This is a genomic window from Clostridium sp. YIM B02555 (genome assembly GCF_022320955.1).
GTDB lineage: Bacteria > Bacillota > Clostridia > Clostridiales > Clostridiaceae > Clostridium > Clostridium saccharoperbutylacetonicum.
In genome coordinates, this window is sequence record NZ_JAKJJY010000017.1 from 37,413 (window position 1) to 60,287 (window position 22,875).

Consider the following 22,875-nt stretch of genomic DNA (forward strand, 5'->3'; position numbering starts at 1 on the left):
TTCTCTCTTTATCCTTTTTGTCCACTTGTATATAATTTAATTTTTCCCCCAAATGTACATTGAAGTGTGCACTTTCCAAGTAATGCTGGTTTTCCATCAATGAGAACATCTTCCTTCCCATCTATCCATTCTGTAGCTATCATTGGAGTACATACCCCAACACATTGTTTTAATAAATCTTCACCTACATCTTCTTTTGGTGGTTTTGAAAAGAAATCCATTACCTTTTCCGTAAAACTTTTTGGTCTATCTTTAATATCCTTTGCTATTTTTTTAGCATTTTCTTGCACACTTGGATTCTGAGGACTATTACATATTCCAAAATTTCTTATATTTATTTCTGGTTTGCTATCTCCTACATTTAATTGTGGTATCCCATGTATAAATTCTCCATGACCAACTGGTACTACGACATAACTTTCATGAAGTGCACAGCTGCAAGTAATAGCTGCTGTATGGACTATATAACTTTTTTCAAGTTCCTTTATTCTTTCAGCCTCATCATCAGCAGCTTTTTTATCCTCATCCTTTTTCTTTTGCTTTGCCGCTTCAGCCGCTTCTGCTTCCTGCTTCTCTTTTTCTTTTTCAGCTGCTTTTTCTTCTGGAGATAACATTAACCAATCAATTTCATTGCCAATATCCCTTTTAAGAAAACCTCCAACTCTTTCTGCCATAGTCACAGTTTGATTTATTGTATTTACTGTGTCTTTAACACCTTTTTCAGTTTCATTTATTGCTGTACCTGCTATGACACCATATTTTTCTTCATTATCACTTGCCATCTTATATCACCTCTACTTCCTCAAATTTAATACCCACAAATAGACCTCTTTTTAGCATGCTTTCAACTACATCCAGAGACACTATAAAATAATAATCTACCCCTGCTTTAATTTGAAATATATTGTAATCTTCTATTTTCTTAGAATCTAAAACAATCTTATCTATCCAGCCATTTTTAAAGTAGACAGCTTTATCACTTAATGCATCTAGTAATTCTGGTAGCACTAATCTATATACTTTTTGTGTTTCCATTTCTAAATCTGAAAATACTGCAATTTTATAAACTATAGTATTTTCATATAATTTAAAAAGTTTATGAAGTTCATCTGAAATAAGTAACACAGGTGCTTGTATAAGGTCCGGGTAAATACTATTTTCATCTGCCTTAACAGGCACATTTGTGGAATCTTTATATTTTTTCTCATCTTCTTTTAATAAAGTCATCTTTTGACTATTATTAAAATCTTTTATTTCAATTGCATTTTCAAGCTTTCTGTCTTGCTTTAAAATGAAGTACTTCATATTTCTTCGCCTCCGTCTATATATATAGTTTGAAGCTGTTCTGAAGTTAAATTTATAAAAGGAATATCTTTAGCACTAAATATTACACCTTCTAAATCCGCACCTTCAAATGATACATTTTTAAACTTTGCATTTATAAAATTTGAATTTTTAAGATTTGAATTCGAGAAATCTACATATCTAAGCTCTGCCTTTCTAAAATCTCCCCCTAACAAGTTTCCACTGCTAAATTCAGAGTCTTCAATTTTTGAATTTTCAAAAGAAATACCTACTAATTTTGAATTTACAAATTGACATTTTTTTATTTCTGTAGCCTTAAACTGTCCTCTTACTATACAGCATTCTGAAAAATTTATATTCTTAAGCTTACTTCCTTTAAAATTTATAAATAACATATTCTGATTAGTTAAATCACCATTTTCGAATATACTATTCTTCCACACGGAATATACAAACGGCAACTTTTCCTCATCTTGTTTTTTTAATTCTAAAAGTTCTTTTATATTCTTTTCCCTATTATCCATAGCAAAAAGCGTTTCACTTTTTCCATGATATTCGCTCCACTTTACTACATAATAATTATCTACTGAACTTTCTTGCATCCAATCCTCTTCATCTAAATCCCATAGCCAATTTCTTACATTTTCTGATATATCCATATAATATTTTGATACAAGCTCAAATATTATTTTTTCAATATCATAATCATTAACTTTACCCATATAAATTTTTTTTTCTTTTTTTAATTTTTCCTTGAAGCTATCAAAAGGTTCAAATAAAAAGCTTAAATCTATTTCTTCATATATAGAATCCGAATCTAAATACCAAGATGAATTATAGCCATGAGCTAATATCTTATAAGATTGATTCAGAATATTAATTCTAAGAAGTTCAAATTGAAAAACTGCTATTTTATACTCTTTCTTTATTTCTTGAAAATCTTTTGCTTTTTTTATTATGCTTTTCATTGCAGCTATTATTAAATTTTTAATCTTTTCTTCATTTGCTTTAAAATTTTCTTCAACCTTTAATTTAAAATCTTCAGCTAATTTTTTCGTTATATTTTCATCGAAATGTTCTAATGCTTCTTCTCTATTCATTCCAATCCCTTCCTTCTATTTTGGGAATCCTTCTTTTTAAGTTGATTTAAAACATTTAAAATTAATCATCAGTTTTGTAGCTTTTTCTTTCTATATACCTACTCTGCGTTAACATTAACTTGAGTACCTTTTTCTTTTATCTCACCAGAACTATTAAATTCTAATCCTCCACCTTTATCACAAGTAAAATTCACACCTTGTTTTGCACTTATTAAAAAACTTTTTTGAGCTACAATTTTAATATCTTGTGCTGCATTGATATTTATATTATTTTGACTTGTGATACTAAGTGTCCCATCACTTGTAAGGCTCATATCTGCCTGACCACTATCACAAGAAATAAAGATTCCACCTGGTGTAAGTTTTACTTGCTTATCATTTTTAGTTCTTAAATACTTATCATCTGGATTCCCCATTCGATCTTCTACTTCACCTGTTCCTTGCTCATAGTTACTTACTGCACTGACAGCAAAAGCTTCATCTTCATCCTTTGTTGGGAAATATACTCTTACACTATCTCCTATTTCAGGCATACAATACCATCCACTTCCGTCACTTGATGCTGACATGGTAGAATATTTAAACCAATACGCTGTTCCTGTATCTTGAGCTTCATCTATTTCTAAATGAATTTTCACCAAATCACTTTGAACCTGTATGATTTTCCCATCAATTGAGCTACCAATAACTTTTGTATTATATATTCTTTCCTGCCTTAACCCATTTTTAACTCTTAATTTATAGCAATTTGCCAATATACTATCTTTGATTTGATAAATCCCTTCATATACATAAAAAGCCTGTCCTTGAAATTGTATATTATCTCCAAGCTTCAAAATTTCATGGCTCTCTATTTCATATGTCATATAGTCGGCTTCACTTGCATCTTGTAGATAATTTTCAAGCATATATTTATAACTATTTAAATCTTTATATATTTTATAATTTATATTTTCTGCTTTTAATTCTTTAGCCTGCTCTGGCACTGCCATTACAAACTGTATTGCCTTTCCATCCATAACTGAAAATAGACCTTGATTATATTTAGAAGCTATTCTTTTTAAAAATTCCCAATCTGTTTCTTCATATTGTATAAGTAATTCTTTTACTTCCTCATTAGGTATGTTCAAAATATAATTAGAGGCACTATAATTTTTCATTATAGAATCTATAAGAGCATGAGTTGTCATTGATGTGTTTTGAAAAGATTTGGATTTCTGTTTTATATCCATTAGGTAAGACATGCTTTTTGCTTCAATATTTAACGTATATACATCAAGTTCTACATTTATTTCTATATTAGTAACAACACCATAAAATAAAGTCGTACTCTCTTTTTCTACATAACAAATTTCTATAGTTTTGTTATTTGTAGTTGAATTAATATCGTCGTCTTTAACTTCATTCTTCAAAATTCCTGTTAACTTTAAGAGAGCATGTTCATTTATATTAGTTTCAATTTTCAAACTTTTAATTGCCTCTAGATTGTAACCATTAACTCTTATTTTTTCATAATTAATAGCTTCAACAATTTGATTTCCATCCATTTTTATCACTCCCTCTAAATTTTCTCCCTCATTTAATCAACTCAGCTTTATATTTATTTTATTTTCATAAGCATTATGCTCGCCTTAATTAAAAGTTCCCATGTTTTTAGATCTTTCTCAAAACAATTATAATTACCAATCATCAATGTTCCTTTAAATTCTCTATAAAAAATCAAATTATAAAGTTGCCCTTTTCCTGTTGGCGTCATATATGTTCCATATGATACTTTTGAAGTACCTTCCCCGGCTTCTCCTTCTTCTATCCATTCCAAGAAAAGTCCGATATCCTTAAAGTTTTTTTCCATACCTTTTTTAAAGCTTGCAAAACTTTGCTTCTGAGCTCCTTTGTCTACATAAGCTAATGTGAAACTTACTCCATTATTATCATTAATTAAAGTAACATTTTTATCAGTATTTGCCTTTTCTTCAAAATAAGCCAATGGCATTGGAATTTGTAACTTGCCTTTTAAATATTCTTTCTTCGCAAATCTAAATTCAGTATTATTTATATTTACAAAGCCCGCTTTCATTTGCTCTATTACTTCCTCAAGCGTAATTTCTTCTTTCTTAGAATCTATACTATTTTCCTCTGTAACTTTGTTCCTTTCTTCTTTTTCAAGCCTTTGCTGCATTTTCAGCTTTGCAATTTTTTCATCTATGTTATCCATAACTAACTCCTCCTTTATATTAAAATTTATCCAAAGCTTTTATTTAAGCTTCCACAATATCTTTTAATACTATTTAGCCATTATTCTGAACTCTAGTTCCACTCACTAATATCTCATCACCTTCTGATAATATTAGACTGCTTCCAGCTTCACATAAAATATCTACAGACTTTTGTGCACCTATTATCATTTCATTTTCAGCTCTTAATGAAAGTTTTTGAGCACAGGCAATATTTATATTATTTTGTCCTACAACGTCAACCGTTCCATCGTTATTTAAATTCACAGATGCTTGTCCACCACTGCATTCTATAACTATCCCGCTTGGAGTGAATTTTACTTCTTGCCCTGAATCAGTTTTTAACGATTTATCATCAGGATTTGACATTCTATCTCCCTTTGCCTCTGAGCCTGATTTTCCTTTGTTGCTATCTATTGCATTTACAACAAAGGCTCTACTTTCATCTTTAGTTGGACAATTTAATCTTATTCTTTCCCCAACTTCAGGCATGCAGTACCAACCTCCACCATCTGGAGATGCTGCAACCGTTGCATATGGGAACCAATAGGCTGTTGAAGTATCTATATCACTACTGATTTCGAGTTTAACTTTTACTTTATCTCTTTGAACCTCTAAGATTGAACCATTAATTGAAATTCCTATAGCATTCATATTATAAAGACGTTTTGATTTGAGACCAGTTTTAACTCGTAATTCATATATGTTTTCTAAATTAGCACCTTCCATTGTATAATTTGCGCTTTTAATATAAAATTGCTTATTCTTAAAAGTAAAGTTTTCCCCTAAATTAAATATCTCTTGAGTTCTTATTTGATATGTTATAAAATCAGTTTCTAATGCATCAGCTATGTCATTATTTTTTATATCATTATATTCTTCTATTGCTTTTGATACTTTATAATTTACTATGCTTGTCTTGGATTCTACAGGAATTTCAGGAGTTCCTAGATGCAAATGAATTTCTTGTAATTCCATTGCACATATAAGGCATTGATTATATCTTGATACTATACGCTTTAAAAATTCATAATCGGTTTCATTATATTGCAATATAAATTCTCCAATTGGTTCATTAGGAATATTTATATCATAATTTGCCTTAGAGTAAGCCTTCATAACTTCATCTATTAACTCATGAGTAGTCATATTTATGTTTTGAAAATCTCTTTTTTTCTTCTGAATATCCATTGTGTAATCAAAACTTTTAGCTTCAATAAATAATTTATACACATAACCTTCAGTAATTACTTTAATATTTGTAATAATTCCATTAAATAAAGAAGTATGTGCTTCTTCTTTTTCATAAAATACTTCTATTGGTGTTCTCTCATCTGTCTTTTGTACATAATCATCTTTCATTTGATCATCTATAATGCAGGTAAGCTTTAAAACAGCATGATCATTTAATTCATTTTTTATATACATCTCCTCTATAGATTTAACATCATAAGTAGATATTCTCAAATTATTATAGGACATAAAATCTTCCATCAAAATTACATCAATCCCTTCCTTATTGTTTTGATTCTCCTTAAAACTCTATAATTAAATTCAAATCATTAACTTTATTGCAACTTATTTCCGAATTAAGGTTTAAACTTCATATATAGTTGTAATAATAATTTGCAACCACTTTTTATTTCAGTATTTTTTTGTATATTTTACAAGATTCAATTACTTTTCAATATTTAAAATATTGTTCACACATCTTACTAACTTAGAAACGTAATTTTTCTCAATTCACAAAACCTCATTTCGGCTAATACTTTAACAAAAATGAGGTTTCATTTATGATGAAAATTCTCCGAATTTTATACACTTATTAAATCAGAAAAAGCCGTTACTCATATCTATACTTTCACAACTTAGTGGCTACCTTACTGGTTGTTGTTTATATAAAGAGTTAACTTTCAATTACATTATAAATCATAGGATCAATTCTAATCTCTTTATTTTTCTCACACTCATTAACTACTAATTTCAATAATTCTTTATAATTTTTTGTCCAAGGAGTTATTGAGATTTTTTTGTTTTCAGCAAAAATTCCAACTGAAAATTTTACAAACCTTCCTGCCGGTTGCTCTTCAACTTTATAAACATCTACCCAATATATATCTATACACCTAATCATACTCTTTAACCTAATACCAGTTTCTCTTATAGAGTAATAAGTAAACAAGTTAGCTATCACACCAAAGAAAGACAATAGAATACAAATTATAAGTATAGAGTCCAAAATACTTTTTTTAGTAAATCTTATATCAAGAAATACTAGTAAAACTTCAAAAATGACGACACTTAATCCAACAATATGAACACTTAATTTAAATTTGTATCTTTTATTCATTACATTATCCTTTCAATTTTACAAAACAAAAGCTCTATTTTATTCCCAAAAAATCATATAATTTATCTTGTGCTTTATCAATTAACGCTGATGCTTCATAATCTATTGCAGCAGCTGCTGGAACTGCAAGAAGGCTAACTCCTCCGCTCTCGGGTGCACCAGCAACACCTGCTGCTGCTAGCTCTCCTGTTAACACTCCTACTCCAGTAGAAACATATACTCCAGTAGCCTGTATACCTGTCTTAATTATTCTTTGACCAACTGTATTTCCATTATCTTCACTCCATGTATTAGCTATATCAAAAACCGTAGTAACTGCTGTTGCCAATGTTCCTATTTTAGATATCTTCTTATATGGTTTAAAATTTACATTACTATTATTTGGATATAATTCTATCGTTCCACGACTATTAGTGAAAATCTCTGCCTTTTTTTCTATACTAGCTACTGCCTCAGAAAATGAACCTGTTGCTGATCCTAGAACTTTTGGTATTATATCATCTCCTTTGGGAATTTTCCATGGTATCAATGGTTTTGTACTATTAAGTCCATCATTTAAATCGTCTAAAAGACTTTTATTATCTTCTCCCTTTATTTCATAAACTGATTCCTGTGGATTGCTTGGTGGCTTTGCTCCTAAACGAACATCCTTAATTTGAGTAGAATCTGTATCAATTGCGCTTCCTACACAAGCTTTAGATCCAGCCATAGCAGATATTAAGAGCCCCATAGAGATTTCCATTATACTTTCACCTATTTTTTTTGTAATTGCAATTACATCGGCAACTCCGGCTGTAGGCTCATCATCTGTAAAAGCTCCATAGCTTTGTCTATCACTTCCATTTTGATACACAATACTTCCTTTAACATAAAACTCATTTTCAATAGATATATAACCACTTTTTCCTTTTTGGACTCTTATTTTACTTGAAGCATTTATTGATACACTTCCACCACTTATACTTACACTTCCACCACTTACACTTAAATTGCCTGAACTACTAAAGGTAATTCCATTTTCATCATTTAAATTTACATTAAGGCCACTTCTATGAAAATTTATTGCTCCAGGAAGCATATCCAAGTAGTCTCCAGTTTCTGTTGCTAAATACCTATTATTTGTATCTGAGAAATCATCACAGGCTTCTCCATTTTTTCTTACACAATTTGTAGCTATTGGAGCTGCTTTTATTTCATCTTGGAAATATAACATTGCATTTTCTCCAACTAACGGCATTGAATAAAGTATATTTCCTGTTGGTGGTGTATAATAAAACCACGCTGCTGTAGCTGGATTTTGACCCTCATCTATATTTAAATGAAGCTTTAGCGTTTCTCTGTTTCTCTCTAAAACTTTTCCTTCAAGAGATACTCCTTTGATTTTATGGTTATAGAGCTTATCAATCCAGATTCCATCTTTCCTACAAAATCTATATTTATATATTAATTCTCCTTTCTGAAGCTCTGCCTCAAATTGGTTAACATATAAATTCTTTTGTTTAAAATAAATTATGTCTCCTATTTCTAGCTTATCACGTACTTCTACTTCATAATAAAAGAAATCTGTATCATGAAAATCTACTCCAAAACCGTTGCTTAAAGCTTTATGATATGCATCTAAATCTTTGCAAGCTTTATAATTTATATCATCTCTTACTTCATAGCTCTTACCTGTGGGTCTTCCCAAAAAGAATGCATTTTCAGATTTTATTATATCACAAATTAGCTCTAAGCCTAAATGACTAGCCACTCTTTTCAAAAAATCCCAATCTGTCTCTTTGTACTGAAATAAGGGCTTGCCAATACTCCTTGGTTCACTCATGCATTGAGTAAATCCATATATTTTGTAGTCCCTAAGTATTTCTTTAACTAGATTGTCATAACTCATGTGATAATCTTGAAATGATCTTGTTTTTTCTGCAATGTCCAAATTAATGCTACTTGAAGCTGCTTCTAACTCTAAATAATATAGTCCTGTTTTATTGGTTGTTTTTATATTTTGTACTATTCCATTAAATATTATGGATTTTTCATTGTTTTCTAATTCTTCATACAAAACAATTTTATCTTCTGTAGAAGCTTCTGTAGCATATTTAAAATTTAAACTGTCATCTATTAAACATTTAATATATAAGTATCCATGTTCACTTGGCCTACAACAAATCTTAATATCTTCTATATTTAATATACTGTATGGACATTCTATCTTTAACTTATGAAATGCCTCCATCCTCTCTAATTCCCCCTTATTTAAATATTTTTAGTCTTGTCCATGATTATCAAAGGTTATTACCCCACCACAATCACAAAATATTTTTGAATCTGTTGTAAGTGCTGGCTGGCCATCAATTAAAGTATCACCCTTTGCATTTTGCCATTGTCCTTGTATTTGCAACATACATTTTTTTCCTATTTGTATTGATCCATCTTTATTAATAACCGTTATATCAATCTGTTGTGGCAAACGGCCTTCATTTGCACAAACTCCAAAATATGGTATATTATCTACTGGTTTTGAATCTGTTTTGTTTAATAATGGATTACCTTTTGCATAACTTCCATGACTAACAGGAAGATTTATCTTTCTTAAATTGCTCCCCTTATCACATTTCATCTTTGCCCCTCTAACAATATAATAAACTGCCATAAAATCTCCTCCTAATAAATAAATTAACTACTTCTTATCTCAAGTCTTTCAAGATTAATTCCATTAAAGTCTCTTCTTAATAAGCTTTCAGCTACATCTAATCTAACGATAATCATCGTTTTTGAGCTTTCCTTAAGCTTAAAGATTTTTTTATTCTTTATTTTCTCTTCATTTAATATAAGCTTTTTAACAACTGTTTTATTTAAATTCATTTCTGCTGCTTGACTTAATGCTTCTATTTCTTCAAAGATTGGCAAGTAGTATATATTTTGTTTTGAATTTTCAAAATCGACTAAACATATCATTTTAAAGATTATATTTGGATCGTATTTTTCTATTATTTTTTTTATATTCTCAGATACTAAAAAAAACGGGTGCTCTAAAATATCTACATAATTATTATTGTTACTAGTTTTTACATATAGAACCATTGCATCTTTTATTTTATCTGCATTTACTAAAGTTAAATTTCTAACATCAATTTCTTTAGTCCAATTCACAATAGTTGGAATACCTGTACATCTTTCATCTTGTTTTAATAAAAAATAATCCATATTTAACCCCTTCCTAACTAATGCTCTCCTATTTTTCTTTTGGAGTTTCATAAATAAGTATTGTTTTATCACGAAATTCTCCGGCAAATATGTTTATTTCTTCATCTTTTTTCATTTCTTTATATTCCTGACATTCCACCAAATCGCTTATTACAGCTTCTAAAAATTCAATTCCAATTTCATGATACTTGTTTGCCTCTTTAAGCTTTATCTTTTCTATATCAATTTCAGTTATCGCTCTGTTATATGCTTTTCTTTTTTCCTGCAATTCTTTTTCATGGTCAAAAAGTGCTTCATATATGCAGCTAAAATCAATATTTACTGAGCATTCTTCTTTATCTAAAAACCATCTGTCATCATATAAATCAATTCTGTAAGTACCTGAATTCTCCATTATGCTTGTCCTTAGATAAGAAATATAGATATACTTTATTTCTCTTTTTAAATTCTCTTCCTGTATTTTCTTAGCTTTATTACAAACCTCTTTAAATTTTGAAATTATCGTTTCTTTTAATTTCTCTTTATTTTCCTTAAAATTTTCTAGTATTTTAGGATATTCTTTTTCAAAATATCCAATCACATATTTTTCTTTAAATTCATCCATTAGCTTTTCTTTATCTATTGGAATTACCATTATCTTTCACCTCTTGCTACAAGTCCTCTTATTGAGTATTGATTTTTCCTCCACTCATAACAACATCGTCTTTGATTTTAATACTTGCACCAGATTGAGATAAAGTAACTCCTCCATCTCCATATATCGATACACTTCCACCACTTATACTTACACTTGAACCTGACATTGAAATATCATTATCGCTTTTTACTTGTATTCCTCCATTGTCATCTAAAGTCATCAAATTGCTTCCTGAAATAATGTCTATTCCTCCAGGTCTCATTATTATTTCTTTTCCATATTTCGTGCTAAAACTCTTCACATCTGGATCACTGCGTTTACTTTGATCAGAATCTGAATATGGATAATGTAGAGAATTTAAAACATATGCATGATTTTCAACGTTATCTGGGAAATATAGTCTTACTACATCTTCAACTTCAGGCATACAATACCAGCCTGTACCATATGGTGATGAAAAAACTGTAGCATATTTAAACCATTTTGCTCCTTCACTTTCCGTTGGGCTACCATCTAATTCTAACGATACTTTTACCTCATCCTTTTGAACGTCTAAAACCCTTCCCTGAAGTGATACACCTACAATTCCATCATTATATAATTTTTCTACCTTCATGCCTCTTTCATCTCTTAAAATACATTTATTAACAAGGGCACCTTTTATCATTTGAATATCACATTGGTACACCATAAGTTTTTTCCCATTAAATGCAACATCATCATATAAGTTCATTATCTTATTAGTTGTTATTTCATAACTTATTAAATCTAAATCCGATAAACTGTAACCTTCATTGTAAGCTTTCAATTTATATTCAAGAAGTCCCTTTTTTATTGAATAATTGAATTCAGTAAGATTTCCGCCCTTACCTCCACCAGCCCAGCCTATTGAATATTTTATTCCTGAAAGACTGCATGCTGGAACCAGTCCAACATTAAAATGTGAAGCTAATCTCTTTAAAAATTCCCAGTCAGTTTCTCTATATTGAACTAATAATTGATTTACTTTAATTGAGCCTGTTACATTATTCACCATACTATAGCTTCCATATTTGCTATTTATTTTATTGAATACATTAGTATATGTGAATTGTTCATTTTGGAAAGTTGCACTACATTTTAAGGTATCCATTAAATAAGTATAGCTTAAGGCCTCTATTTCTAATGTTCTAACATTGTTTTTCACACTTATGCTTATATTCGTTACAATTCCATTAAAAAAGGGTTCTATATTTTGCTCTGCATTAGTTAATGCTACACTGATAGTTTGATTTTCACTTGCTGTCTCAACATATTCATCTGTACTTTCTTCGCTTAGTATTCCACTTATATAAAATCTTGCATGTTCATTTATTTCTTGTACTAACCTAAATTTATTAATCTTCTCAAATTTATATGGCGATACTATAATATCTCCATAGGTATAAACATATTCTTCATTCATTCTCTCCTACCCCCAATTAATTATTTTCAACTTTTTTAGTTTTTAAAGTATTAACCATCTCCACTACAATATCTTTCCATTCATCATACTCACTATAACTACAACTGAAAGTTCCCATTATTGTTTTCTCTTGAAGTGCAAATAAAAATATAAAATTATATAAAAAATCATCTATTGCGGAACTTTTGAAATCGAAATATCCAATCTTCTTTTCCTCTACTTCTAAAATTCCTTCATCAAAATATATATTTGAAGGATTAAGCCTATTATTAATCATTTTCATCGCATCTTTAAGTTCTTCTATCTGTTCGTCTGTTAAATAACTGTCTATTAATTTAAAAGTTACTGCTATACTTCCATTTTCATTTGATTTAATAATATCTGGTCTATTTTCTGATGGATATTTTAATTTTTTTGCTTCTAATGGCATATCCTCAAAAGTATTTGGAATATACATTTTTATTTTTCCATCAAAAAATTCTGCTTCTTCAAATTCATAAAATTTCTTTCCAATTTTTATTGGACCATTACAGATATCTTTTTGCTCTTCTTTTTTTTCTGCTGCATTTATATAGTCCAAAATTTTTTCATCTAATCTTTCTTCCATCCTTTCTTTCCTCCCCATAATTTAAAATTCTATCTAAATAAATTCCTTAAACCTAAAATCCGTCTAACCCCTGATGTTTACTATAAATATTTATATATTTATCTATTTTCATATTTAACTTTGTATATATTTTTCTATTTTGATATGTAACTAGTTTTATTTTTAAATATAAAACTTTAAAACTATAAACCTGCGTTTATATTCTCATTACTTGATCTTTAAAATTTGATGATTACTCCTTGAGAACTGCTAATCAATTAGTATCTTCTTAAATCTTCCACTGCCTCTATGTCCATTTCTATCTCTTCCATCTTTCACGCTTCTAAGCACTTCTAAAAGATAGTTGTATAGCTCCTCATTCCCATATTCCTTAAACTCAATCCCTAACTTATTCATAAGATAACTTACTATTATTTCTTTTTGAATTGCTTCTTTACTTTGAACACAAAGCATAGCAAATGATATATCCCAAGCTTCATTTAAATTACAGCTTAAGGCTTCTCTCCCAAACCTTCTTAAAATCTCAGGATTTAAACTGGTATTTCGATAAGCAGCATAAGGCGCATAAATTGTATTTACTGTATCATATTCAGTGCTTAAATCCGTGAAATCCGTATGATTAATTCTAAGCTTTGCACCACTTCTTAATTTGAATCTGCAGATTTCAATTTCATCTTCTCTAAGTTCTAATTTATCCGTTAAACTTATCTCAGTTGAATTTATTTTAAAATCGCTTTCCAATTTCTCAGGCAGAAATTTTATTTTTACAAGCATAAGCTTATTGTTACAGACATATTCAATCTTTTTTTCTTCCTTTAAAAGATAAAGAACCCCTTGATATTTTATTATTCCTTTTGTCAGTTTTATATAATCATCAGAAACTTCAATATCACATCCAGAAATTATTCCATTGGAGTATTCCCTAAACTGTGCATTAAAAAATTCTCTAGGAAAATCCCTAAGCTCCTCAAGCATTTCTATTTTCAAAAGTCTTCCACCATTAAATAGTGGATAATTATTTTGAAACACCTTTTTCCCTCCTCGTCTTCAAAATTCCCTTAACCAGCATTCCGCAAGCAAATTCTTAAATTCTTAAATTCCGAACGCGCCAGCTCCTAACTGTAAATTGTAAACTGTGCACTGTAAACTGCTATTTCCTTCCGTCGAAAAAGTTCTCTTCCCACTTATCATTTTCAAAATAGAAGAACTTTTCCTTTCCTATATATAGTTCTTCATCTTTTCTTAAAATAGCTAACACATAAAAGCCCCAAAGTTCTTCTTCTTCCCATACAAAGAACTTAACCTCATTGTTTTCAATATTATCTGTTTCATGTTGATTAATAGGGAACTTTTCTCCTATTATTTCTGCATTTGCTTTTTCTAATTCTTCTTCATTAAATTGATAATCATATTCGAACTTAACCTTATCATGACTATCCTTTAAATATAATTTAAGAAGAATTCTATCCATAAATCTTGATATAAAGCCTTTATTTATTTCTCTTCCTTTTATTAAGGTCTTTTGCTCTCCTGTGTGAGTATAAGCAGTTAAGACATATGGAAGTGTTGGTGTTTTACTTTCTATATTTATGTCTGCATATCCAAAGTTTTTAGCATATAAGTATTTCAAAGAACCTTTAAGACATGCTAGTTTTAATTCATACTCTTCTTTTGTTTCTTTTTTGCTCTTATTTATTTCAATTATTCTTCCTGGTATAAATTCTTTTAAAGCATCTCTAAAGATGTCCACCTTACAAGATTGTCCAGTTAATTTAATTAATGAATAATCGTAAAGTTCATCATTTTCATATAACTTTTCTAAAAATTTCTTTATTATGCTATAGACATCACCTTTAATTAAAGTTGTTATTTCATATATGCTTAAAGAAATACTTGGTGCTTCCTTAACTACTTCAAGCTTTCCTCTATTCATATAAGATAATTTCCACTTATCAAAGTTAATTAAGTTTTCTTCAGAAATTCTCATGCCCTCTGGAGCTAAAATAACCTTCAACATATCTGGATTTGAAAAGAATAGCTTTTTAACTTCTTCTGCCAAATCAAATAAGAAATAATAATTACTTCTAACCTTGCAGTAATCTTCTTTACTTCTTGTTTCATAAAGTTGAAATTTTGTTGGTATAATGCTTTCTGCCTTTTCATATTCTTCATTTAAGGTTTCATATAATTCCTTAATGCCATTCTTATCAACAAATCTAAATACATCTATTTTAAATTCATCTATTATAGCTTTTTTAATGCTTTTATCCTTATTAACTAACTCATTTGCCATTAATATTTTTATAAACTGCATTATTCTAAAGGTAAGATTATTTCCTCCAAAATCTGTATCACCATTTTCATAAGAGGTTTCAATATCTAACTTGTAAGAAACTCTGCTGTTGGAAATTCTAAAGCTACAGCCAGTAAGATCTGTGGTTCCGCCACCACAATCTATAATAAGAGCCTTGTACCATTCTCCTTGTACATATTTCTTTTTTTCAATTAACTCGGAAATAGTATTGTAAAGTACTGCTGCACTTTCTTCTAAAATATTTTCACTTTCAACGGTATAATCTCTTAAAATATCTTTAAATAAAGTATGGAATTTATATTTTTGTTTTGATGGACATGATATATAAATGTTTTTAAATTTACATTTAAATCTCTGCTGCGCTAAAGCTATAATGTATTCTAAGTAAGCTTTTATAATTTCTTTTCTTTTTATAAAGGTTGTTTTTTCCTTTACATCTATAACTTTTTCTTCTTTTTCAAAATCACTTATCCATCTCTTTATGTCATAAAATAAGCTCATTCCATCTTCAACATATCTTCTTCTAGACTCCAGCATTGCCTCATAGCCAAAGACATATTCAATTTCAGCATCCCTTATATTTTTAACTCCTACAACACTTGGTATAAGTGGTGTTATTTCAATGTTTTCTTTAGTTTCATTTATTATCTTAACGAATTTTACTCTATCATCTTCATAACTTTCACTATCACTTTCAGTTTCCTTTAACCCCGGAAATATTTCTTTATCTATATAAATTCCAGCTGTTGTATTTGAAGTTCCAAAATCAATAGCTAAAGGCATTTTTGTTTCTACTAAAGGCTTTACTTCAAATTGAAGAATAGGCAGTGAAATAAAGCTTAAAATATGATCCTTTTCAACAATGTTATTTTCATAAATATCATAAAGTAGCTCTGAGTCCTTTTCTGAAAAGAACAAAAGGCTATAATGCTTGCTCTCAGTCTCCTGCGCTTCTATAAATTCACTCTTTGTTAAATAATATTCTTCCTTATTATTTTGAACTAATTTTTTTATATTGAAGATAGTGCAGACTTTATAATTGTTATCAACTAAAAGCACATTGCCTTCTTCAAGCTTTTCTTTGCTCTTTAAAATATAGTTGTCATAAATTTCAAGAGCTAAAGCTTCATATATTGTAAGCTTTCCTGGATAATCTATATTGTTATTTTTGATTAGTTCCTTTTTACTTCTTCCTAAAAAACTCTCAAGTCTTTCAACTCCACCAGCTTGATGTTTTTTTATAAGCTTTAAATCTTTTTCTCCCCTATACTTCATTATGAGCCTTACAAGTTCTTCTTTATCAAGAGGATTCATTATACTCTTTACTAACTTTTCTTTATTACATATTTCTCGTAACTGAAAAGTAGTCATGAGTCTTAAATCTTTTTCTCTATATTTATTTTTTCTGCCTGTGTCCTCACTGCTCTTATGCAGCTTATATGAATATAAACTCATTTCATCCTCCTAAAATTAATAGCCAATCTTCAATTATCAATCGTCAGTTATTACTACATAATTGATCCTTGAGCATTGATAATTGACCATTGCTATTCCACCATAACTATCTCATTAATTCTCATAGTATAATCAAGTCCAATAATTCCAAAATGCTTATCCCAAAATATAAAGGGTTCCATATTAATAGGTAAAAAAGTTTCTAAAACAACTTCTATTTTATTTTCAAGTTTCTTTTCTTTCACTTCATCTAAATAAATATAAATACTTTTGGGTTTATCTTTATTTAAATAAACTATGCTGTTTTTAAAGATTTCCTTGATAATTTTTTTTAGTAGCTGAATGGAAGTACCAGTTTTATATAAAGTGACAAAACCATTTAATAAAACATCTCTTTCCTTATTATCAAAACTCCTTATATCCTTTGCTAACTTTTCTCCATAAACCTCATTTAATATATCCTTATACAAAAACCTTTTATATATCTCTGTTTTATTTAAACCCTGCTTTAAATCTAATTCTCCTAGGTAATGTAACAGAATATCTAAAAGAACTTCTCTAAATTCCCTGCTTTCCTGAACATTTATATTAAATAAATCCTTGAAAACTTCATAAAATCTATAGTATTGATTTACTTCAATAACTTTATCCTCTGGAAGGGAAACTGAATTAAGATGCTCTAATGCAACTTCAATATAGGGACTATAGATTTCCGCAGGTATAAATTTAATATCCCCTCTGGGAATCTTTTCTTTATCTGCTTTTAACAGAGCTTCCCAAATGTAATTCATATTAATCTTCCTTCACATCTGTATTCTGGATAAATAAATTGCACTTCTGAAACTAAAAAGCTTAAAATGTCTTTGTTTAAATAATTTTCTTTATCAATTGGTTCAAAATATAAAACAAGAACTTTCTTTATTTTATCTTCTCTTATTTCATCAATGATAAAATCATTAACCTCATAAGTCTCTTTGTCTTCCTCTAAAGTCTCTTCCATTAAAACAACCTCTTTAAAATTCAGATATTTTGCTGCTTTAAAGGAATTTATAAGCCTTGCAAGCTCTGTTTTTGTCTTTATAGTATAAGCTTTATCAAAAGCTAACTTATTAGAAAAATTTATATTAACTTCATTACTCATAAGCTCGTATTCATACTTTTTCTTACTATTTTTATCAATGCTTATAATGCTTAATAATTTCCACTCTACTGCTTTATCAATATTTGAAGCAATTACTACAGCTTTTTTAGTAAAGGTAACCCCGTCAATAGCTTCATTTTCATGATCAACTAAATAGCCGTTATTTATTCCTTCTTTTTCAATTGAAATATTGTGTTCATACCCCACCTTATCAATGCAAGGTATTGGGAAGCCATCACCTTTTAAGATTAACTCTCTTACATTCCAAAGTGGCATCATGTCATATTCTATGAACTCACTATATTCTTGAAAATCCACTTCTATTGAAGTTATGTTTTCCTCTTCTTCAATGCTATCTTCACAGCCTGTTAAAATAACATTTGCAAACTTATGAATATATGGATTATTTATTGTTGTCCAAGCTATGTTGCTATTTATGAAGCCTTTATATAATTTGTATACTATATTTTTGTATTCACAATTTTGAGTAACTGTAAAATAGGCTTCATGTGTCTTTTTATCTGTTTTAATTACTCCCTTTAGCTTAAAGCTTTCTTCAAGAAATTTCTTATAAGTGGAGTAATCGCCTTTAAGATAAATCTTAAATAAATTTTTATGTTCCTTAGCTTCAAGGGACTGCTGAATTTCTTCAGCAGCATATACCTTATCTTCTAGATCTCCTTTAAGCATTGGAAATAAAAAGTCTTCTGTTACATCATATCTATCTCTTTTTACAATAGTTGAATAAACATTGTACTTTTCTTTGATATAAGGTAACTCACTAAATACTCTCTTTTCTAATTCATATACCTTATTATTTGAATGCTCCTCTAAAGCTTCAAACACACTATTCATTATTTGTTTTAGCAACACTCTATCCTTTAAGTCTTTTATTTCATTTAATTTTTCATAAATTCTATCATCCATATTTTCACCTGCGTTTAAATTTTATTTTGCTGTAGGTTGGGCTTTTGCTGTTGCTTGATCAATTGCAGCTATTTTTTCAGTTACCTTTGTTACATCGTCTGCATCTCCCAAGCTGCTATATACGTCTTTGGCTAAAAGGTAAAGTACCTTGGCTGAGCTTGTATCTCCTGCTGAATATTTTTTATCAGCTTCTGCCTTATATTTATCTGCTTCACTTTTCTTATCTGAAGTTTCATTAATTTTTTTATCCATAAGTGCTATTTTTTCCACTAATTCATCGGCTAAACTGTTATCATTAGCTTGTTCAAAAGCTTCCTTCGCTAATGCATAGTACATTTTTGCACTTACATAGTCTCCTGCTGTATATTTTAAATCTCCATTTTTTCTTAAATCTATAGCTTTTGCTTCGCTATCCTTAGCAGCCTTCTTATCATCTTCTGCTTTTTTAGCTGCATCGTCTTGTTGTTTTTTCTGATCATCTGCTGCCTGCTTAGCATCTGCTGCTGCCTTATCATCATCAGCCTTCTTTTGCTTTGCATCTGCTCCTTTTTGATCATAAATCTTTTGGATTTTATCCATAGCTTCTTTCTTTTCATCCTTTAAATTTGCATCTATTGCTAAATCTTTAGCTTGTAGATAATTTCCTAAAGCTCCATCTAAATCTGCGTTTTCTACTTGCTTATCTCCTAAAGTTAATAAATCTGAAATCTTTATAGCCTGCTTTGCTAAATCCATCTTTTTTAATACATAACTTCTTTCAATATTTTCTGCATCTCCTGCCTTTTCCAAGGCAAGTACATATTTATCAAGAGCATCTTCGTATTTTTTTCCATCTAAAGCTTTATCTCCATCGATTACTATTCCTGTATCTTTATAATCATCATCTAAGTCTTTTTCTTCAGGTAGCTTATACTTTTCTGCTATATCTAAAGCTTTTTTATATTCTTCCTCTGCTTTTTCCATATTTCCATTTTGAATGTATTGTTCTGCATTATTTTTGGCCTTGTTCATTGCAGCTATATCATTTTCTTTTTTATTTTTATATATCATAAATGCCCCTACCCCGATTGCTATAATTAAGAGTAAGAGTATGGCAACTATTATTGCTATTTTTATCTTTTTGCTTCTTTTAGGATCTAAATATGCTTTTTCTACAAAAGTCAAAGCTAAGGTATAATTTTCAATATCTTTTAGCTGCTTTGATAGGATCATATCTTCGACGCTATCAAGTACTTCCTTTGGTTCCTTAGCACCTTCTAAAGCATCTTCGATTTCCTTGCCATCACAATTTTCCCATACACCTTTTGTAAGTAATGCAAAGACATCTCCATCTGCGACTTTAATTTTCTTTGACATATATATCTTTCCTAAATTGCTTTGCCCTAAATAGGAGGAAAGGTTATTTCTTTCAAAATGCTTTGCAATAGCATCTTGAGGAATCATTTCATCATCTACTAAATTTTGAGCTAAAGACTGGTCCTTACTTTTATGTTTTAAGTAACCATCTTTGAAGTAATAAAATCTAGTATTTCCTATAACCGAATAAATTACTTTACTATAATTAGTTACAACTACAGTAATTGAAGCCTTTAATCTTACATTTCTACTGCTTCCAATTAATTCGCTATTTACATCCCTTAAATATTTTCTTAAGAAGAATCTATTCATGGTAGGTCTTGCTGAAAAGTTTTTTATAAACGTTGTTACAGCAAGCTTAGCACTTTCTAAGTCCTTATCTTCATCTATTCCATCAGCTATTACATAACATGCATAATTATCTAATTCAACAAATGCAAAATAATCTTTATTTTGCAGATACGTTCCTTCTTCTGATACAAAACTTGTATTAAATTTTGAGTTTAGCTTCCTCATTATCTTCACCCTAACCTTGTTATTCAATTGTCAATTTTCAATGATCAATGGACTCTAATAATTTTCAATTGTCAATGCTCAATAATGTAGTTCCATTGAGCATTGCTCATTGCTCATCGACCATTGCTTTTGCATTTCATAAGTATAATACTTCCATTGCTATTATTTTTATTGTTATTTTCAACATTTCCCATGATTATTTCACATTTTTCATTTATATTACAGTTCTTATCTCCTAAGATTTTTTCAAAATCAGTCCATCTTAACCCTTCATATACTCCTTTTGTCATTATCACAATTATGTCATTTTTGTTAAGCTTAATTGGTGTTTCAGAAAGTTCTATATCTCCAAGGGCTTCCTGCCCAATATAATAAAGCAGCTTTCTTTCTTTAATAGCATAAAGGGCTTCTTTTTTTTGAAGCTTACCCTTATAGTATTCTTTTTGAGCCAATTCACTTATTGTATGTCCATTACTTAATTTAATAAGTTCTTTATTTCTAAAAACTGCAAGCATCACATCTCCAGCCAAAGCATAATTTAATAAATTATTGGTTACAGCTACAGCCATTACACTTGCTCCACCTTTATCATTTTCAACTCTTTTTAAGATTTCAAGATTTGCTTTATTAAATGCTTTCTTAAAAAAATAAGGAAATCTATCCTTACTTCCTTCTTCTTCAAACATTTTTATTATGGTTTTAACTGAGGTAATACTTGAAATTCTTCCTGCTTCATTATTTCCAAGTCCATCTGCCATAACAGCTAAGGTGCCGTTACAGGTTGTAATAACCTCTCCATAATCTTCTTGGATTTCTTCCTGGCCAATACTTATTTCCTGTGCTATTTCCAAGGTTTTCTCATTTATTTTATGAAATAAATACCTTCTTAAAGCAAGAAGAACTATGAGCATTACACAGAGAAAAAATATTAAATTTAAATTTGAATAATTAATTTCCTTTAGCATAAATGCACCTACTCATTATCCTGCCATTCAAAATGTTCTCCACAGAATGGTACAAATAAAAATTTACTCTTTCCAAGTTCAATCACATCAAAAGGCTTTAACTCTGATGGCATATAAACTGGTTCTTCATTTAAATAAGCAATTCCTGAGGAGTCTCCTGGTAATAATACATAGTTCTTTTTCTTTGGATCATAAACCACTATTGCATGATTCCTTGCTGAAATGCCGTTGTCTCCAATAATTTGGATATCCATATCATCAGCTCTACCTATAAAGTTTTTTCCATTTTTAATTTTATAGTCCTTACCAACCCTTGTCCCTTCAATACATACAAGCCAGCCACATACTGGGTCAATTTCTTGATATAAAAGATTTGCTTCTATTTCAAATTTTTCTTGAACTGGTTCTGGCCTCTCTTTTGTTGAAGTATCTATATTGCAGTATGGACAAATGCTACCATAACGTCTTTCACTAAACATGTGTCCATTTGGACATCTAATTAATCCCATTCTTAACCCTCCAATTTATTCAGTTATGAGTTATGAGTTTAGAGTTATGAGTTGAGTGGTAAAAGTCTTCGACTTTTAGTCACAATTCACAATTCTTAATTCTGTTATATATGAAACAACTCGACTTCCTTCAGTCGCTGAGTAAGTGATTCAAACATAATATCTTTGCTAAGATAGTTACTTCGCATAAGCAAATTAACTAAGTTCGCGAAACCAAATCATAGCTTTGGGCTTTCACTTATCTACTTAAGTAAAAGTTTAACTTTAGATATAAATAAAATATCTCCCTTTTTCAATTCACAAGGAGCGTCTTTTACTATTCTGTATTTTGTATCATCATCACTCTTTTTAATGGTTATGCCGCTTCTATCTGATAGATCTTCTATATACCATTTTCCTGCTGCATAATTTAAAACTGCATGATTATTATCAATATACTTTGAGTAAATAGAACAGTTCAAATCTATAAAAACTTCATTATCCATTGAGTTTTTTCCAATGATAAAGGAAATCCTCTCTCCTATCTCCCAAACTCTTATGATTTCATTTTCTTCATTAACTAATTCAATTCTGCTTATATTACTTTCATCTTTAACTGTATCTTCTCTATATAGTTTCTTATACAAATTAATAAAGCCTGCTAAACCAAAACCTAAGGCAATTAATATTAATAATCCCCTTATGTAAATTGAGTCTATAGTTATATAGGCAACTACACAGATTAAAGCTATTATAATTCCTATACACACATTTATTAATTGTATTGTCATTAGTAATTTATTATTAAATTTCACATTGTTTTCATCATTCAAAG

General features: G+C 29.4%; 21 protein-coding genes. All 21 read right to left on the minus strand.

Going from position 1 to position 22,875, the window contains the following annotated elements; all coding sequences use genetic code 11:
- Positions 1–8: 8 nt before the first annotated feature.
- The 21 genes from L3B98_RS20070 to L3B98_RS20170 all read right to left on the minus strand — a co-directional run bounded on the left by L3B98_RS20070 (position 9) and on the right by L3B98_RS20170 (position 22,873).
- On the minus strand, positions 9–782 hold the full coding sequence (locus tag L3B98_RS20070; protein WP_238918001.1) for a DUF4280 domain-containing protein: 774 nt from the start codon (positions 780–782) through the stop codon (positions 9–11).
- Position 783: 1 nt separating this feature from the next.
- The gene (locus tag L3B98_RS20075; protein WP_238918002.1) at positions 784–1,305 is read right to left on the minus strand and encodes a hypothetical protein; all 522 of its coding nucleotides are present in this window, start codon (positions 1,303–1,305) and stop codon (positions 784–786) included.
- Positions 1,302–2,405, minus strand: a complete 1,104-nt coding sequence (locus L3B98_RS20080; RefSeq protein ID WP_238918003.1) for a pentapeptide repeat-containing protein — start codon at positions 2,403–2,405, stop codon at positions 1,302–1,304. The genes L3B98_RS20075 and L3B98_RS20080 overlap by 4 nt, the downstream gene beginning before the upstream one ends.
- A gap of 98 nt (positions 2,406–2,503) precedes the next feature.
- On the minus strand, positions 2,504–3,952 hold the full coding sequence (locus L3B98_RS20085) for a phage baseplate assembly protein V (RefSeq protein WP_238918004.1): 1,449 nt from the start codon (positions 3,950–3,952) through the stop codon (positions 2,504–2,506).
- Between the two features lie 53 nt (positions 3,953–4,005).
- Positions 4,006–4,620, minus strand: coding sequence for a hypothetical protein (locus tag L3B98_RS20090; RefSeq protein WP_238918005.1), 615 nt, complete (start codon positions 4,618–4,620; stop codon positions 4,006–4,008).
- Between the two features lie 73 nt (positions 4,621–4,693).
- Entirely contained in the window at positions 4,694–6,133 is a 1,440-nt protein-coding gene (locus L3B98_RS20095) for a contractile injection system protein, VgrG/Pvc8 family (RefSeq protein WP_238918072.1), read from the minus strand.
- A 412-nt stretch (positions 6,134–6,545) separates the two neighbouring features.
- Positions 6,546–6,989 carry a hypothetical protein gene (locus L3B98_RS20100; protein WP_238918006.1) on the minus strand — a complete coding sequence of 148 codons (444 nt, stop codon included), beginning with the start codon at positions 6,987–6,989 and terminating at the stop codon, positions 6,546–6,548.
- Positions 6,990–7,023: 34 nt separating this feature from the next.
- Positions 7,024–9,219 (minus strand): hypothetical protein, encoded by a 2,196-nt coding sequence (locus L3B98_RS20105; protein ID WP_238918007.1) that lies wholly within the window; start codon positions 9,217–9,219, stop codon positions 7,024–7,026.
- Positions 9,220–9,249: 30 nt separating this feature from the next.
- A complete protein-coding gene (locus tag L3B98_RS20110) occupies positions 9,250–9,636 on the minus strand; it encodes a DUF4280 domain-containing protein (RefSeq protein WP_238918008.1) in 387 nt (128 codons plus the stop codon).
- Between the two features lie 23 nt (positions 9,637–9,659).
- Positions 9,660–10,190, minus strand: a complete 531-nt coding sequence (locus L3B98_RS20115; RefSeq protein ID WP_238918009.1) for a DUF1629 domain-containing protein — start codon at positions 10,188–10,190, stop codon at positions 9,660–9,662.
- A gap of 28 nt (positions 10,191–10,218) precedes the next feature.
- Positions 10,219–10,824 carry a hypothetical protein gene (locus L3B98_RS20120; protein WP_238918010.1) on the minus strand — a complete coding sequence of 202 codons (606 nt, stop codon included), beginning with the start codon at positions 10,822–10,824 and terminating at the stop codon, positions 10,219–10,221.
- A 28-nt stretch (positions 10,825–10,852) separates the two neighbouring features.
- Positions 10,853–12,271, minus strand: a complete 1,419-nt coding sequence (locus tag L3B98_RS20125; protein ID WP_238918011.1) for a phage baseplate assembly protein V — start codon at positions 12,269–12,271, stop codon at positions 10,853–10,855.
- A gap of 16 nt (positions 12,272–12,287) precedes the next feature.
- Positions 12,288–12,878 carry a hypothetical protein gene (locus tag L3B98_RS20130; protein WP_238918012.1) on the minus strand — a complete coding sequence of 197 codons (591 nt, stop codon included), beginning with the start codon at positions 12,876–12,878 and terminating at the stop codon, positions 12,288–12,290.
- Between the two features lie 249 nt (positions 12,879–13,127).
- Positions 13,128–13,907, minus strand: coding sequence for a hypothetical protein (locus L3B98_RS20135; protein ID WP_238918013.1), 780 nt, complete (start codon positions 13,905–13,907; stop codon positions 13,128–13,130).
- Positions 13,908–14,028: 121 nt separating this feature from the next.
- Positions 14,029–16,647: a molecular chaperone gene (locus L3B98_RS20140; protein ID WP_238918014.1), complete on the minus strand. Its 2,619-nt coding sequence runs from the start codon at positions 16,645–16,647 to the stop codon at positions 14,029–14,031.
- Between the two features lie 92 nt (positions 16,648–16,739).
- On the minus strand, positions 16,740–17,438 hold the full coding sequence (locus L3B98_RS20145; protein WP_015391672.1) for a hypothetical protein: 699 nt from the start codon (positions 17,436–17,438) through the stop codon (positions 16,740–16,742).
- Complete coding sequence (locus L3B98_RS20150; protein WP_238918015.1) at positions 17,435–18,715, minus strand: normocyte-binding protein; 1,281 nt, start codon at positions 18,713–18,715, stop codon at positions 17,435–17,437. The genes L3B98_RS20145 and L3B98_RS20150 overlap by 4 nt, the downstream gene beginning before the upstream one ends.
- A 21-nt stretch (positions 18,716–18,736) precedes the next feature.
- A complete protein-coding gene (locus L3B98_RS20155; RefSeq protein WP_238918016.1) occupies positions 18,737–20,587 on the minus strand; it encodes a serine/threonine protein phosphatase in 1,851 nt (616 codons plus the stop codon).
- A 113-nt stretch (positions 20,588–20,700) separates the two neighbouring features.
- Positions 20,701–21,552: a PP2C family serine/threonine-protein phosphatase gene (locus L3B98_RS20160; RefSeq protein WP_238918017.1), complete on the minus strand. Its 852-nt coding sequence runs from the start codon at positions 21,550–21,552 to the stop codon at positions 20,701–20,703.
- A gap of 8 nt (positions 21,553–21,560) precedes the next feature.
- On the minus strand, positions 21,561–22,061 hold the full coding sequence (locus L3B98_RS20165; RefSeq protein ID WP_015391668.1) for an FHA domain-containing protein: 501 nt from the start codon (positions 22,059–22,061) through the stop codon (positions 21,561–21,563).
- Between the two features lie 242 nt (positions 22,062–22,303).
- A complete protein-coding gene (locus L3B98_RS20170; protein ID WP_238918018.1) occupies positions 22,304–22,873 on the minus strand; it encodes an FHA domain-containing protein in 570 nt (189 codons plus the stop codon).
- Positions 22,874–22,875 lie beyond the last annotated feature (2 nt).

Coding starts and splice junctions, on each gene's coding strand:
- L3B98_RS20070 (WP_238918001.1), bottom strand. CDS start 782: ATGGCAAGTGATAATGAAGAAAAATATGGTGTCATAGCAGGTACAGCA.
- L3B98_RS20075 (WP_238918002.1), bottom strand. CDS start 1,305: ATGAAGTACTTCATTTTAAAGCAAGACAGAAAGCTTGAAAATGCAATT.
- L3B98_RS20080 (WP_238918003.1), bottom strand. CDS start 2,405: ATGAATAGAGAAGAAGCATTAGAACATTTCGATGAAAATATAACGAAA.
- L3B98_RS20085 (WP_238918004.1), bottom strand. CDS start 3,952: ATGGATGGAAATCAAATTGTTGAAGCTATTAATTATGAAAAAATAAGA.
- L3B98_RS20090 (WP_238918005.1), bottom strand. CDS start 4,620: ATGGATAACATAGATGAAAAAATTGCAAAGCTGAAAATGCAGCAAAGG.
- L3B98_RS20095 (WP_238918072.1), bottom strand. CDS start 6,133: ATGGAAGATTTTATGTCCTATAATAATTTGAGAATATCTACTTATGAT.
- L3B98_RS20100 (WP_238918006.1), bottom strand. CDS start 6,989: ATGAATAAAAGATACAAATTTAAATTAAGTGTTCATATTGTTGGATTA.
- L3B98_RS20105 (WP_238918007.1), bottom strand. CDS start 9,219: ATGGAGGCATTTCATAAGTTAAAGATAGAATGTCCATACAGTATATTA.
- L3B98_RS20110 (WP_238918008.1), bottom strand. CDS start 9,636: ATGGCAGTTTATTATATTGTTAGAGGGGCAAAGATGAAATGTGATAAG.
- L3B98_RS20115 (WP_238918009.1), bottom strand. CDS start 10,190: ATGGATTATTTTTTATTAAAACAAGATGAAAGATGTACAGGTATTCCA.
- L3B98_RS20120 (WP_238918010.1), bottom strand. CDS start 10,824: ATGGTAATTCCAATAGATAAAGAAAAGCTAATGGATGAATTTAAAGAA.
- L3B98_RS20125 (WP_238918011.1), bottom strand. CDS start 12,271: ATGAATGAAGAATATGTTTATACCTATGGAGATATTATAGTATCGCCA.
- L3B98_RS20130 (WP_238918012.1), bottom strand. CDS start 12,878: ATGGAAGAAAGATTAGATGAAAAAATTTTGGACTATATAAATGCAGCA.
- L3B98_RS20140 (WP_238918014.1), bottom strand. CDS start 16,647: ATGAGTTTATATTCATATAAGCTGCATAAGAGCAGTGAGGACACAGGC.
- L3B98_RS20145 (WP_015391672.1), bottom strand. CDS start 17,438: ATGAATTACATTTGGGAAGCTCTGTTAAAAGCAGATAAAGAAAAGATT.
- L3B98_RS20150 (WP_238918015.1), bottom strand. CDS start 18,715: ATGGATGATAGAATTTATGAAAAATTAAATGAAATAAAAGACTTAAAG.
- L3B98_RS20155 (WP_238918016.1), bottom strand. CDS start 20,587: ATGAGGAAGCTAAACTCAAAATTTAATACAAGTTTTGTATCAGAAGAA.
- L3B98_RS20160 (WP_238918017.1), bottom strand. CDS start 21,552: ATGCTAAAGGAAATTAATTATTCAAATTTAAATTTAATATTTTTTCTC.
- L3B98_RS20165 (WP_015391668.1), bottom strand. CDS start 22,061: ATGGGATTAATTAGATGTCCAAATGGACACATGTTTAGTGAAAGACGT.